Raw genomic sequence first — 13,873 nt, forward strand, 5'->3', positions numbered from 1 at the left:
ATTGATACTGTACCGACTGGTCGGTATAGTCATCACCATGAGCACGCCAGACACCAAGACCCGGATCCTGACCGCCGCCGAGCTCGTGGTGCTGGAGCGCGGCGTCTCCGCCCTCACCCTGGACGCGGTGGCCGAGGCCGCCGGCCTGAGCAAGGGCGGCCTGATCTACCACTTCGAGAGCAAGGAGGCGCTGATCCGCGCCATGATCGCCCGGATCGGCGCCTGCATGCAGGAGCGGATGGACCGCGCCGGCGACGGCCGGCCTGGCGGCTGGACCCGCGCCTATCTCGACGCCGCCTTCCCGCCGCCCGGCACCCAGGACGACCGCGACGCGACGCGGGAGGCGGCGCTGATCGCCGCCCTCGGCAACGACCCCGCCCTGCTGGCGCCCTATGCCGCGCAATATGCCGGCTGGGTCGAGCGGCAGCGGACGGACGGGATCGACCCGATTCTGGCCGCCATCGTCCGGCTGGCGGCGGACGGGCTGTGGCTGAACGAGGTGTTCGGCATCCGCGCCGTCGACCCGGCCGACCGGACGGCGGTGCTGCAGCGCCTGCACGCGATGACGCGCGGCGCCTGACCTTCAATCCGAGGAGTTTCCTGTCATGGCTTGGGTGATCCTGATCGTCGCCGGGCTGTTCGAGATCGGCTGGGCGATCGGCCTGAAATACACCGAGGGCTTCACCCGCCTGTGGCCCAGCGTGGCGACGGCGGCGGCGATGATCGTCAGCCTGGCGCTGCTGGGCCTGGCGCTGAAGTCGCTGCCGATCGGCACCGCCTATGCGATCTGGACCGGCGTCGGCGCGGTCGGCACCGCGATTCTCGGCATCTATCTGTTCGGCGAATCCGCCGACTTCGCCCGCCTGGCCTGCATCGGCCTGATCGTCGCCGGAATCATCGGGCTGAAGCTGGTGACGCCTCATTGAGCCGCCCGTCATGGCGAGGAGGCGAAGCCGACGAAGCGATCCAGGGGCCGGTGCGAGCCGCCCTGGATGGCCACGGCGCTGCGCGCCTCGCCATGACGAGGAAGGAATGTCCCCAAACCCCGCCGGAGCGAATGAACCCCATGGCCTGGATCCTGCTGCTCGCCGCGATCGGCTTCGAGGTCGCGGGCACGGTCTGCATGAAGCTGTCCGACGGGTTCCGCAACCCGCTGCCCTCGGCGCTGATCTTCGTGTTCTACGCCGCGGCCTTCGGCCTGTTGACCCTGACCCTGCGGCGGATGGAGCTGAGCATCGCCTATGCCGTCTGGTCCGGCATCGGCACCGCGCTGACGGTGGTGATCGGCGTGCTGTGGTTCCAGGAGGCGCTGACCGTGCTGAAGCTGGCCTCGATCGCCCTGGTGATCGCCGGCATCGTCGGGCTCAACCTCGGCGGCGCGCATTGACGCGTGGTCCGGCCTGGGCTCAACTGCCGCCGTTTCAGCAAGCCATAGCGCCCCGAGGTTGCCCGAATGCAGGACATTTCCATCGCCGGCCGCCGGATCGGCCCCGACCACCCGCCCTATGTGATCTGCGAGCTGTCGGGCAACCACAATGGCGAGCTGGCCCGGGCACTGCGGATGATGGAGACGGCGAAGGCCACCGGCGCCGACGCGGTGAAGCTGCAGACCTACACCGCCGACACCATCACCCTGGACCATGACGGCGACCAGTTCCGGATCAAGGGCGGGCTGTGGGACGGCCGGCGCCTCTACGACCTGTACCAGGAGGCGTCGACTCCCTGGGAGTGGCACGAGGCGCTGTTCGCCAAGGGGCGCGAGCTCGGCATCACCGTCTTCTCCACCCCCTTCGACAAGACCGCGGTCGACCTGCTGGAGCGGCTGGACGCCCCGGCCTACAAGGTGGCGTCCTTCGAGGTGGTGGACCTGCCGCTGGTCGAATACATCGCCAGCAAGCGGAAGCCGATGATCATCTCCACCGGCCTCGCCAATCTCGGCGAGATCCAGGAGGTGATCGCGACGGCGCGCAAGGGCGGCGCCGACGGCCTCGTAGTGCTGCACTGCATCAGCGCCTATCCGGCGCCGATGGAGGACGCCAATCTGCGCACCATCCCGAACCTGGCCGAGACCTTCGGCGTGATCAGCGGCCTGTCCGACCACACCATGGGCACCGCCGCCTCGGTCGCCGCGGTGGCGCTGGGCGGGTCGGTGATCGAGAAGCACTTCACCCTGGCCCGCGCCGATGGCGGCCCGGATTCGGCCTTCTCGCTGGAGCCGGCGGAGTTCACCCGGCTGGTCGAGGACTGCAAGGCGGCCTGGGCGGCGCTGGGCGGCATCCGCTACGACCTGAAGGGGTCGGAGGCTGGCAACATCGTCTATCGCCGCTCGCTCTACGTCACCCGCGACGTCAAGGCCGGCGAGACGCTGACCGAGGCCAATGTGCGCTCGATCCGCCCGGGCTACGGCCTGGCGCCGAAGCACCTGCCGGAGGTGCTGGGCCGCCGCGCCGCCCGCGACCTCGCCCGCGGCGAGCCGCTGGCCTGGCCGATGGTGGAGTAAGTTTCTACGAGGCAATCCGGTTAAGATCCGGACCATCCATTTCTGTCATTGCCGGGCTTGACCCGGCAATCCAGAGGGTGTCGAGACCTTCTGGATGCCCGGGTCAAGCCCGGGCATGACAATGAGAGCAGGGGCTTGCCCCGATTGCTCCAAGGGTCCCTAAGTCGGACCTATTCTTCCGATCGCGGTTTGCGTAACACTGCCGCGGCATCCCCGCTGAAGGGATCAGCCACAAGCAGGGCAGGAAGCGCATGTCCGTCGTCGCGGTGCTCGATGTCGGCAAGACCAATCTGAAGCTGCTCGCGGCATCGCCGGAGGGCGAAGTGCTGGAGGCGGTGCGCACCCGCAACCTGTCGCGGCCGGGCCCGCCCTATCTGCATGTCGACCTGGCGGCGATGGAGGACTGGCTGCTGGGCGCGCTGGGCGACCTGGCCCGCCGCCACCGCCTGGCCGCCTTCGTCGCCACCGGCTACGGCACCAGCGGCGTGCTGGTCGACGATCAGGGTCCGGTGCTGCCGATGATGGATTACGAGGCCGAGGCGCCGGGCTGGCTGGACGAAGCCTATGCCGCCGAGGGGCCGGACTTCGCCGAGACCGGCTGCCTGGTCGATCCCGGGGCGCACCGCCTGGCCAAGCAGATGCTGTGGCTGGAGCGCGACTTCCCGGAGGGCTTCGCCCGCGCCCGCTGGCTGCTGACCCTGCCGCAGTATTTCGCCTGGCGCCTGGGCGGCACGCCGGCCAGCGAGATCACCACCCTGGCGGCCCAGACCCATCTGTGGAACCCGGCCGCCGGAGACTTCACCGGCATCGTCCGGCGCCGGGGCTGGGACCGGCTGATCCCGCCGCGCCGCAACGCCTGGGACGTGCTGGGCACGATCCGCCCCGATCTCGCCGGCGCGCACGGGCTGCCGCCGGACCTGGCCCTGCTGTGCGGCGTGCACGACAGCAACGCCAACTACCACCGCTTCCTGGCCGCGGGTCTCGGCGACGTGCCGCTGCTGTCGACCGGCACCTGGATCATCGGCTTCCGGCCGGGGCTGCCGCTGGATCGCCTCGACCCGCGCCGCGGCATGGTCGCCAATGTCGATGTCGAGGGCCGGCCGATCGGCTGCACCCTGCATATGGGCGGCCGGGAGTGGGAGCGGATCGCCGGCCCGGACCGGGCCGAGGCCACGCCCGACGACCTCGTCGCCCTGGTCGCCGCCGGCACCATGGCGCTGCCCGGCTTCGCCGACGGCGACGGGCTGTTCCCCGGCCGGGCCGGCCGCGGCGAGATCACCGGCCCGGCGCCGACGGGCCCGGCCGGCCGCGCCGCGCTGGCGACGCTCTACACCGCCCTGTGCTGCGCCACGGCGCTGGACCTCTTGGAAGCGCGCGGCCGGGTGATCGTCGACGGCGGCGTCGCGGCCAACCCGATCTTCGCGCCCCTGCTGGCGGCGCTGCGGCCGGGCGACCGGGTCGAGACCTCGACGGAATCGGACGGCAGCGCCATCGGCGCGGCGCTGCTGTGGGCCCGCAGCCGGGGCCTGGCAACGGCCCGCGTGCCGCTGCAGGAGGCGGCGCCGCTGCCCCTGCCCGGCCTCGCCGCCTATGCCGAGCGCTGGCGGGCACTGGCTGGCGTGTCCGGCGCCGCAGCGCTATAGATCGGACGTATCCGCCGCCCACCAACAAAGCCGAGGAAACCCCGATGTCCGCCCTCACCCATCTCGCCCTGCGGCAAGGCATCATCGACACCTGCCGCGAGATGAACGCCAGCGGGCTGAACCAGGGCACCTCCGGCAATGTCTCGCACCGGATCGAAGGCGGCATGCTGATCACCCCGACCAGCCTGCCCTACGACCAGATGCAGCCCGAGGACATCGTCGAGATGTCCTTCGACGCCAGCTATGACGGCCGCCGCATGCCGTCCTCGGAGTGGCGCTTCCACCGCGACATCCTGAAGAATCGGCCCGACGTCAACGTCGTGCTGCACACCCATTCGGTGTACTCGACCACGCTGGCGGTGCACGAGAAGGGCATCCCCTGCTTCCACTACATGGTGGCGGTGGCCGGCGGCACCGACATCCGCTGCGCGCCCTATGCCTGCTTCGGCACGCAGGAGCTGTCGGACCACGCGCTGAAGGCGCTGGAGGGCCGCACCGCCTGCCTGCTGGGCCATCACGGGCTGATCGTGCTGGCGGAGAACTTCGCCCGCGCGATGTGGCGGGCGATCGAGGTCGAGGTGCTGGCCAAGATGTATGTCCATGCGCTGGCGATCGGCGAGCCGCCGCGGCTGACCGAGGCCGAGATGGCGCAGGTGATCGAGCAGATGCGCCGCATGAGCTACGGCCAGGCGCCGGACCTGGACGGAGTCGGCGACACCCCCCGCCCGCGCAGCGCCGCGTAAGACCCGACCGACGTGGTGAAAGCGACCGTCGCCGCGCTCGGCCTGTGCCTGGCGGTGCTTCATCCCGCCGCCGCGGTCGAGGCGCCGTCGCTCGACGCCCAGGTGATCGCGGCGCGGACCGGCCCGCAGAAGGACGTCGCCCTGGTGCTGATGGTCACCGGCGACGGGCTGGACCCGAGCGCCCTGCCCTTCGATGCGGAAAGCTGCGACGGCGGCGGCTATGCCCGCACCGACGACCCGCAGGAGATCGGCTGCTACAAGTTCGCGGTCACCGAGAACGGCAAGCCCGTCAGCGAGCTGTCCTACGACCATCTCTTCACCCGCGGCACCACGGCCGCCCTGGTGCTGCGCTACCACACGCCGGTCGAGAGCTCCTTCGCCCGCACGCTGCGGCTCGACATCTCCTTCAAGCTCGGGGACGCGGTGGTCCGCAGCCGCCATCCGGAGGCGGAGATCGCCGTGGAGGGGATCCCCGGCGATGCCTTTGCCGACCCGGAAAACCCCTGGGCGCCGCTCTACGCCTTCCAGGACCGGCGGCTGAACGCGATCTATGACGGGCTGATCTCCAGCCCGAAGGTCGCCGACGACACCGAGCTGCGCCGGCTGATCGTCAAGGCCGAGCGCGACTGGATCGCGTTCAAGGAGGACGACTGCGCGGCGCCGCTGACGGCCTCGCCGGTGGATGCGGATCAGTGCCGGACGATGCACACGGTCGTCCGGATCGACCAGCTGACGGAGCTGAAGCGCAGCCTGGCGGAGGCGAAGCCATGAGGCGGGCCGTCGCGACGGCCGCCCTGCTGGCGGCGCTCCTCCTCCCCGCCCTGCCGGCGCGGGCGGAACAGGTGCTGACGCTCGAGATCCTGTCGGCGCGGATGGCGCCGGGCGAGACCGACGTGCTGCTGCGCCTGATCGACGAGAGCGGCATCGACGTGCTGCGTCCCGAGGGGCAGTGCGACAGCAGCCTGCCCCGGATCGGCGAAACCTCGACCGCGTGCTACGCCGCGACCATCGTCGAGAACAGCGCGCCGGTGCCGCGCTATTCCTACCGGATCCTGGAGACCCGCGGCACGGAGAGCTTCCTGCTGCTGACCTGGCCGTCGGCCGCGTCGGGCGAGCGGCGCGTCAGCCTGCGCCTCGACTACAACGGCTTCTTCAACCACGATCCGGAGGCGGTGCTGCTGCTGTCCGACTACGACAACGGCGCGCTGGACCCGAAGGACCCGTTCGAGACCCTGCACCGGATCTATGCCGGCAAGCTGAAGGCCTTCGCGGCCGGGCTGACGGAGAACCCGCCGGTCGAGGCCGATGACGACGCCCCCGGCTGGCGCGACGCCTTCCTCAAGGTGCAGCAAAGATGGACGCAGTTCGCCGAGAGCGACTGCGTGGTGGCGGCGCGGCTGCTGGGCGAGCCGGCGCGCAGCCGCTGCCTGGCGGACCGCGCGATGGACCGGATCGACTGGCTCGAGGGCAGCTACGCGCCGCAGTGAGACCAGCGGCCCGAAACGTTGACCCGCCATGGCGAGCCGCCCTTACGTCCAATTGGGAGCGTGGCCACCCAGCGGTACCGGCCCCCTGGATGGCCACGGCGCTTCGCGCCTCGCCATGACCGGGAAGGACTCGACGAGTCGATCTCAAAGACCACTGGTATGAGCCGCATCGAACGCACTGGTTCCCGCCGCATTTAAGGAACATCCTCCTGCCTCGGACCCTTATCTCGGTTCCGCTTTCGCGACCGCGAGACTGGAGGAAAGACATGCGTTCCATCCGCCTGCCCCTGGCCGCCGCCGCCGCGCTTCTCCTGGGCGGCCCGGCGCTGGCCCAGAGCAACGACGTGCAGAACCTGCTGGACCAGGCCGGCCGCGCCCTCGGCCAGGCCGGAGAGACGTTGCGGCAGGGCTATCAGGACAGCGCCAAGGCCATCGACCAGGCCATCGCCAACCCGCAGGACCCGACCTACGGCTCGCTGGCGACCCGGCTGATTCGGTCCGAGGTGCTCGATTCGGCCCAGCGCCCGATCGCCGAGATCGCCGATTTCGTGATCGCGCCGAACGGCCAGGTGCTGCTGGCGATCATCCGCATCGGCGGCACGCTGGGCATGGGCGGCCGGCTGGTCGCGGCCGATTACGCCCAGCTCGAGCCGGTGCTGGTGAAGGGCCACCAGGCCTTCATCTACCGCGGCGACCTCGGCGCCCTGCCGGACTACAAGGTCGCCAGCGGCGGCTGAGGGACCGCCCGATCGCCCGGCCGAGCACGACGAAGGACGTGGCAATTTAGCGATTCCATAAACGGAACTCGCCGCTTAGCTTACGCATCATCTTTCCGGACGCCGGCGACCGGTCTGGTTCTGGCGTGGACCATCGGCGCTTCCCGTCCCGGCCCCTGCCGGCGGCGGGGCGCCGACAGAACAGGCAAACCGCGCGGGCACGGAAACGATGATGGACGTCCTGGTGATCCTGCTCCTGGTCCTGGCGGCGCTCGGGTGCCTGTATCTGGGCGCCGCGATCGTGCTGACCGGACGGCTGGCCCGGCGGCCGGCGCCGGCGCCGGCCGCCTTCCCGCCGGTCACCGTGGTCAAGCCGCTGCACGGGGTCGAGCCCGGCCTGTTCGAGAACCTGGCCTCCTTCTGCGCCCAGGACTATCCCGGCCCGGTGCAGATCCTGCTCGGCGTCGCCGACCCGCGCGACCCCGCGGTCGCGGTGGTCGAGCAGGTGCGCCGCGCCTTTCCGCAGGCGGCGCTGGAGCTGGTGGTCGATCCGCGCCGGCACGGATCGAATCGCAAGGTGTCGAACCTGATCAACATCGCGGAGCGGATCCGGCACGAGGTCGTGGTCTTCTCCGACAGCGACGTGCGGGTGCCGGCCGACCATCTGCGCCGCATGGCGGCGGAGCTGCAGGCCCCGGGCGTCGGCTGCGTCACCTGCCTGTACTACGCGGTGCCGACCGGCGGTCTGTGGTCGCGGCTGCTCGGCCTCGGCATGGACACGCATTTCACCCCCAGCGTGATCGTCGGCCTCGGCCTGCGCCTGGCGCATCCCTGCATCGGCACCACCATCGTCCTCGGCCGCGACATGCTGGAGCGGATCGGCGGCCTTCGGGCCTTCGCCGACCTGCTGGCGGAGGACTATGCGATCGGGGCCGCGGTGCGGGCCGCCGGCCGGCGCGTCGCGGTCGCGACCCAGCTGATCGGCCATCTCTGCAGCGAGGCTTCGGCCGCCACGATGTGGTCGCATGAGCTGCGCTGGGCCCGCACCAACAAGAGCATCGAGCCGCTGGGCTATGCCGGATCGGTGATCACCCATCCCTTCCCGCTGGCCCTGATCGCCTGGGCGCTGGGCGGCGGGGCGCTGGGCGGAGGGTTGGCGGCCCCGGCCGTGGCCGGGCTGGCGCTGGCCCTGCGGATCGCCCTGTGCATCCGCTTCGAACGCGCCTACTCTCTGCCGCCGCGGCCATACTGGCTGATTCCGGCGCGCGATCTCCTGTCCTTCGCGGTGTTCGTCGTGAGCTACCTCGGCTCCGGCGTGAACTGGCGGGGGCACCTGTATCAACTCGTACCAGACGGCACCTTGGTGACGGATCGGAGGCCTCCCTCCCCATGACGATGAAGACGTTGTTCCTGCAGGCGCCGTCCTTCGACGGCTTCGACGGCGGCGCCGGGTCGCGCTACCAGGCCCGGCGCGAGATCAAGTCCTTCTGGTACCCGACCTGGCTGGCCCAGCCGGCGGCGCTGGTCGAGGGCTCGAAGCTGATCGACGGCCCGCCGTCGCGCATCAGCCCCGCCGCGGTGGCCGCGCAGGCCAGGGACTACGACCTCGCCGTCCTGCACACCTCCACCCCCTCCTTCGCCTCCGACGTCAAGATGATCGAGGCGATGAAGGCGGTGAACCCGAACCTGAAGGCCGGCCTGGTCGGCGCCAAGGTGGCGGTCGACCCGAACGGCAGCATGGCCGCGTCGCCCGTGATCGACTTCGTCGGCCGCAACGAGTTCGACTTCACCATCAAGGAGGTGGCCGACGGCCGCGACTTCTCCAAGATCGACGGCCTGTCGTACCGCAACGCCGAGGGTGTGGTGGTCCACAACCCCGAGCGCGCGGTGCTGGAGAACATGGATTCGCTGCCCTTCGTCAGCCCGGTCTATCACCGCGACCTGGTGATCGAGGACTACTTCATCGGCTATCTGAAGCACCCCTATCTCTCGATCTACACCGGCCGCGGCTGCAAATCGCGCTGCACCTTCTGCCTGTGGCCGCAGACCGTGGGCGGCCACCGCTACCGCACCCGCAGCGTCGGCCATGTGATCGACGAGATCCGCTGGGCCAAGCAGACGATGCCGCAGATCCGCGAGTTCTTCTTCGACGACGACACCTTCACCGACGACGCGCCGCGGGCCGAGGCGATCGCCAGGGAGCTCGGCAAGCTCGGCGTCACCTGGTCGTGCAACGCCAAGGCGAACGTGCCGCGCGAGACCCTGAAGGTGATGCGCGACAACGGCCTGCGCCTGCTGCTGGTCGGCTACGAATCCGGCAACCAGCAGATCCTGTTCAACATCAAGAAGGGCATGCGGATCGAGGTCGCCAGGAAGTTCACCAAGGACTGCCACGAGCTGGGCATCCAGATCCACGGCACCTTCATCCTGGGCCTGCCGGGCGAGACCAAGGAGACGATCCAGGAGACCATCCGCTTCGCCACCGAGATCAACCCCCACACCATCCAGGTGTCGCTGGCGGCGCCCTATCCGGGCACCTTCCTCTACAACCAGGCGGTGGAAAACGGCTGGCTCGACGCCGCCAATGCCGAGCTGGTGGACGAGAAGGGCGTGCAGATCGCGCCGCTGCACTACCCGCATCTGAGCCATGACGAGATCTTCCACTCGGTGGAGGATTTCTACCGGCGCTTCTACTTCCGGGCGCCGAAGATCGCCTCGATCGTCGGCGAGATGGTGCGCAGCCCGGAGATGATGAAGCGCCGCCTGCGCGAGGGCGTGGAGTTCTTCCGCTTCCTGAGGGAGCGGAAGGCGGCCTGACCCTTCCGGCCGGCCGGGATCGGGCCCCTGGGGCGAGCCGTCATGGCGAGCCCTGGGGGAGCGTGACGATCTCGACCGGCGCGGGTCATTCGTGAATTCGTGGCCCACAGGCAACCACCTCGGCGGTGACCGCGGCCGGCCCCCTGAAGGCCATCACTCGAATGCCCAGCGGAGTGTCCTTGCGATGCCGATGGTACCGGCGCGAGCCAGCGCGCGGCCGATGATCGGGATCTCCAGCCCGTGCATCTGGCGCGCCCAGGCGGGCAACAGGTCGATGGCCGCCTGCATGGCAAGCGCCTGCACGGGCTCTGCCAGTATGCTCGGCGCGGGTTGCGTCAGAACGATGCGGGCGACGTCCCGGGTTCGCTCGTCAGACCGGAGCTGCGGTCGCATGGCGCCGAACAGCTGCCGCGCCCCGGACCGGCTGCGCGGGATCGGGTCGGCGCCGAGCGCCTCCGCGATCTGGCTCATCTCGGCGAAGTAGCGGTCCTGGTCGGCGGCCGACATGCCCGGCTCGGCGTAACGGATCCAGGCGTCCAGGAAGCAGGTCGTCTCCGTGAGGTGAACCCAGGCCAGCAGCGCAGGAGCATTGGCCGCATACGGGCTGCCGTCGGGCAACACCCCCCGGACCCGATTGTGGACGGCGCGGACGCGTGCGATCGCAGCCTCGGCCTCCGCCCGCCCGCCATAGGTGGTCAGCGCGATGAAACGCGCCGTGCGTCGGAGCCGCCCCCGCATATCGGTCCGAAAGTTCGAATGGTCCCAGACCCCCGCCAGAACGGCCGGGTGAAGCATCTGCAGCAGCAGGGCTGCGACGCCTCCGACCATCATCGAGGTGACGTCGCCGTGGACCCGCCATGCGACCGCGCGCGGGCCGAACAACCCGTCCGTCCGCCGTACGACAGGACGCTCGCCGCGCCGCCGATCGTTGAACATTGCGACGACCTGGGCAGCGATCGTGTCTTTGATCGGCCGCGCGAGCGCGTCCGGAAGAAGGGAGCGGACCGGGCCAACTCGAGGATGTGGCATCCGGAGCAACCGCCGACGAACTATGACGACGAGAAGCAGTCTGACAGCTCTATTATGATCATCTTCGCCGGCTTTCCAAGCTGGCGGACTATGCTGACGATCTCAGCAGCACCGCGGGCCGCTCCCACGGCCGCTTCGGGTCGAACCCAGCCTCCGATCGAAGCTCACGGCTGGGGCGCGCCGACAGCTCCGTCGGCGGGCGGAGCCGTCGCCTGCGGTTGCGTGGGCAGAGGCCGGGACGGCTTGGCGCGCGCCAGCAGCCTCGCATAGACCGGGCCCGCATAGACCGGATCGGCCTCGGCGGTGGCGGCCGGCGGTGCGGCCGGCGTCGCGGCGGCCGCCGGCGGGCCCGGCTGCGGGGGCGTGCCGGCCGGCGGTCCGCCCGATGGCGCGGCCGGCGCCGGCTGGGCCGCCAGCGGCGAGGCGCCGGCCGGCGCGGCGGGCGCAGGAGCCGCCGTGATCGCGGCCTCGGCCGTCAAGGCCGCGGGGGGCGCGGCCGAGCCGCTGCTGATCGTGTCGACGACGCCGGACACCGAGGCGATCAGGTGGCCCAGATCGCGAACCGTCGAGGTCTGCTCGGGCACCGTTGCCGCCTGGCGGCTGGTCGACGCGCGCGTCCGGGCGAGAGCCAGATTCATCTGGCCCTGCGCCTCGTCCAGGGCGGCGTACTGCTCCGGATGGGCGCGGCGCCCGCCGCGTTCGTCGAGAGCCTGCTTGGCCTGCACGATCTGCTGCTTCAGCCGCGTCAGGCGCGACCGGGTGGTGACGACCGCGAGGTCCAGCGTCGACCGGGTCGCCTGGGCCTTGCGGACGAGAAGGTCGGCCGAAGCGGATAGCCCGGCGGCGTCCGCAGCGTCGGGGCCGGAGCCCGCCGGCTGCCGTATACTCTCCTCCAGCTGCTCGTCCGGCGCCTTGGTGTAGTCGGGGAAGGGCTTCTGCTGGGGGCCCCCGGCGCAGCCTGCGGCGATCGACGCCAGCAGCATCGCGGAGCCTATGGTCTTGGCAGGCATGGCATTCATTCCTCACCAGGTCGGAGGAAACTCGCTGACCACCAGCACCGCCGGAACCGGGCGGTTCGCGGCGTCGACCGCCGCGACCCAGACGGCATAGGTGCCGTTCGCGGGCCTCTCGAAGGTGATCGCGGGATTGGTGCCGCCGTCATCCGTATCGTCGGCGCAGATCCACGTCCCGGTCGGCGTGCGGACGACGAGGGCGACATCCGAGCCCGCCGCCGCATAGATGCTCAAGGGGCGGCGGCCGTTCGCGAACTCGATCTTGGCGTCGGCCTGAGCGGCGGTGATGTTGCCGATGCAGTCCGTGCCGAGCGCGGCGGCGGAATACGGGCCGCCGGCGACAACGCCGATCGGGTACGGATCGACGGGGAAACCGCCGACCAGGGAGACCGTCCCATAGGCCGGCCGCGCCCCGGAATCGGGCATGGCGGACGAGGCGGCGGTCGCCGCCGTCTGCTGCGCGGCGGCCTGCACCGACAGCGCCGCCGACACCGCGGCGACCGCAAAGCTTGTCCTGCCGTGATGCACCTGCTCCTCCCTGCGGCTCGTCGGGATCCACACCCCGAAGTCGCGACACCGAATGAAGCGGCTGCTGCCTTCGACCCGCACGATGACACGGCAGGCCCGGCCACCGGTGTCACCGAGGTCACAGGTATCGATTCACAGGGCCATTCGCCCGGGCGTCGTGGAGCGCGAAGCGGTGCCGGCCGTCAGCCGGGAGGGGCACCTGCTTTCCGGGATCTGCTTCTGCCGGGAGCGCCGTCATTGCCGGCCCCGGAGCACGGGTGTCCGCTTAAGGATGAACAACAACCGGCGGACGAAATTTAGAGCTCAAGCCTCAATCTATAGCTGTCATGCCCGGGCCCGACCCGGGCATCCAGGAATGTCGATGCCGCTCTGGGTGGCCCCTGGATCGCCGGGTCAAGCCCGGCGATGACAATAAAATCAGGTCCTATTCCTCTTCCTCTCTACCCCTTCATCGCCGCCCTTCGGGCCTCGATCGCGTCCCACAGGGTGGCCTCGATCTTCACCCCGTCCAGCCGGTTGATCTCGTGGATGCCGGTCGGCGAGGTGACGTTGATCTCGGTCAGGTAGTCGCCGATCACGTCGATGCCGACGAAGATCTGGCCGGTGGCCCGCAGGTCCGGGCCGATGCGGGCGCAGATCTCGCGCTCGCGCTCGGTCAGCGTGGTCTTCTGCGCCCGGCCGCCGACATGGAGGTTGGCCCGCGCCTCGCCCTCCGCCGGCATGCGGCTGACGGCGCCGACCGGCTCGCCCTCGACCAGGATGATGCGCTTGTCGCCCTGCCGGATCTCCGGCAGGTAGCGCTGGATCATGATCGGCTCGCGGTACATCCGCTCATAGACCTCGAGCAGCGCGACCAGGTTCTCGTCGTCCGGCCGGATCCGGAACACCCCGGCCCCGCCATTGCCGAACAGCGGCTTGACGATGATGTCGCCGTGCTCGCGCCGGAAGGCGCGGATCTCCTCGCGGTCGGCGGTGATCAGGGTCGGCGGCATCAGCTCCGGATAATGCGTGACCAGCAGCTTCTCCGGCGCGTTGCGCACCTCCTTCGGGTCGTTCACCACCAGGACGCGGTCGGCGACGTGCTCGAGCAGATGGGTGGCCGTGATGTAGGCCATGTCGAAGGGCGGGTCCTGGCGCATCAGGATGACGTCGACGGTGCCGAGGTCGAGCACCTCCCACTCGCCGAAGGCGTGGTGGTTGCCGCGCACCGCCTGCACCGTCAGCGGCCGGGCCCGAGCGGTCAGCCTGCCGTCGCGCAGCGTCAGGGCCCGCGGCAGGTAGTGCCACAGGCGGTGGCCGCGCGCCTGCGCCTCCAGCGCCATGGCGAAGGTCGAATCCCCGCCGATGTCGATCGTCTCGATCGGATCCATCTGGATGGCGACGGCAAGGCTCATGCT

15 protein-coding genes are annotated in these 13,873 nt (G+C 70.3%); 11 read left to right on the plus strand and 4 right to left on the minus strand.

Annotation, left to right across the window (positions count from 1 at the left end; translation table 11 throughout):
• The first annotated feature begins 37 nt into the window (after positions 1-37).
• The 11 genes from G537_RS0123910 to hpnJ all read left to right on the plus strand — a co-directional run bounded on the left by G537_RS0123910 (position 38) and on the right by hpnJ (position 9,906).
• Positions 38-580 (plus strand): TetR/AcrR family transcriptional regulator, encoded by a 543-nt coding sequence (locus G537_RS0123910; RefSeq protein ID WP_026872261.1) that lies wholly within the window; start codon positions 38-40, stop codon positions 578-580.
• Positions 581-605: 25 nt separating this feature from the next.
• On the plus strand, positions 606-926 hold the full coding sequence (gene sugE / locus G537_RS0123915) for a quaternary ammonium compound efflux SMR transporter SugE (protein WP_026872262.1): 321 nt from the start codon (positions 606-608) through the stop codon (positions 924-926).
• A 140-nt stretch (positions 927-1,066) separates the two neighbouring features.
• On the plus strand, positions 1,067-1,387 hold the full coding sequence (locus G537_RS0123920) for a DMT family transporter (protein ID WP_026872263.1): 321 nt from the start codon (positions 1,067-1,069) through the stop codon (positions 1,385-1,387).
• A gap of 66 nt (positions 1,388-1,453) precedes the next feature.
• Positions 1,454-2,500, plus strand: coding sequence for a pseudaminic acid synthase (gene pseI / locus G537_RS0123925; RefSeq protein WP_026872264.1), 1,047 nt, complete (start codon positions 1,454-1,456; stop codon positions 2,498-2,500).
• 251 nt (positions 2,501-2,751) lie between these two features.
• Positions 2,752-4,143, plus strand: a complete 1,392-nt coding sequence (locus G537_RS0123930) for an FGGY-family carbohydrate kinase (protein ID WP_026872265.1) — start codon at positions 2,752-2,754, stop codon at positions 4,141-4,143.
• A gap of 44 nt (positions 4,144-4,187) precedes the next feature.
• Entirely contained in the window at positions 4,188-4,886 is a 699-nt protein-coding gene (locus G537_RS0123935) for a class II aldolase/adducin family protein (protein ID WP_026872266.1), read from the plus strand.
• Positions 4,887-4,898: 12 nt separating this feature from the next.
• Positions 4,899-5,657, plus strand: a complete 759-nt coding sequence (locus tag G537_RS0123940; RefSeq protein WP_155888739.1) for a lysozyme inhibitor LprI family protein — start codon at positions 4,899-4,901, stop codon at positions 5,655-5,657.
• Positions 5,654-6,373, plus strand: coding sequence for a lysozyme inhibitor LprI family protein (locus G537_RS0123945; protein ID WP_026872268.1), 720 nt, complete (start codon positions 5,654-5,656; stop codon positions 6,371-6,373). The genes G537_RS0123940 and G537_RS0123945 overlap by 4 nt, the downstream gene beginning before the upstream one ends.
• 266 nt (positions 6,374-6,639) lie before the next feature.
• Positions 6,640-7,110 (plus strand): PRC-barrel domain-containing protein, encoded by a 471-nt coding sequence (locus G537_RS0123950; RefSeq protein ID WP_026872269.1) that lies wholly within the window; start codon positions 6,640-6,642, stop codon positions 7,108-7,110.
• 208 nt (positions 7,111-7,318) lie between these two features.
• Positions 7,319-8,482 (plus strand): bacteriohopanetetrol glucosamine biosynthesis glycosyltransferase HpnI, encoded by a 1,164-nt coding sequence (hpnI, locus tag G537_RS0123955; protein ID WP_211230489.1) that lies wholly within the window; start codon positions 7,319-7,321, stop codon positions 8,480-8,482.
• Complete coding sequence (gene hpnJ / locus G537_RS0123960) at positions 8,479-9,906, plus strand: hopanoid biosynthesis associated radical SAM protein HpnJ (RefSeq protein WP_211230490.1); 1,428 nt, start codon at positions 8,479-8,481, stop codon at positions 9,904-9,906. The genes hpnI and hpnJ overlap by 4 nt, the downstream gene beginning before the upstream one ends.
• Before the next feature lie 153 nt (positions 9,907-10,059).
• Here the strand turns inward: hpnJ and G537_RS0123965 are convergent, their stop codons facing one another.
• The 4 genes from G537_RS0123965 to gshB all read right to left on the minus strand — a co-directional run bounded on the left by G537_RS0123965 (position 10,060) and on the right by gshB (position 13,870).
• Entirely contained in the window at positions 10,060-10,842 is a 783-nt protein-coding gene (locus tag G537_RS0123965; RefSeq protein ID WP_245579115.1) for an oxygenase MpaB family protein, read from the minus strand.
• A 257-nt stretch (positions 10,843-11,099) separates the two neighbouring features.
• On the minus strand, positions 11,100-11,945 hold the full coding sequence (locus tag G537_RS43855; RefSeq protein WP_155888740.1) for a hypothetical protein: 846 nt from the start codon (positions 11,943-11,945) through the stop codon (positions 11,100-11,102).
• A gap of 12 nt (positions 11,946-11,957) precedes the next feature.
• Positions 11,958-12,557 carry a hypothetical protein gene (locus G537_RS39580; RefSeq protein WP_155888741.1) on the minus strand — a complete coding sequence of 200 codons (600 nt, stop codon included), beginning with the start codon at positions 12,555-12,557 and terminating at the stop codon, positions 11,958-11,960.
• Between the two features lie 359 nt (positions 12,558-12,916).
• Positions 12,917-13,870: a glutathione synthase gene (gene gshB, locus G537_RS0123980; protein WP_026872274.1), complete on the minus strand. Its 954-nt coding sequence runs from the start codon at positions 13,868-13,870 to the stop codon at positions 12,917-12,919.
• Positions 13,871-13,873: the final 3 nt, after the last annotated feature.

The sequence above is a fragment of the Inquilinus limosus DSM 16000 genome (genome assembly GCF_000423185.1).
Taxonomy (GTDB): domain Bacteria; phylum Pseudomonadota; class Alphaproteobacteria; order DSM-16000; family Inquilinaceae; genus Inquilinus; species Inquilinus limosus.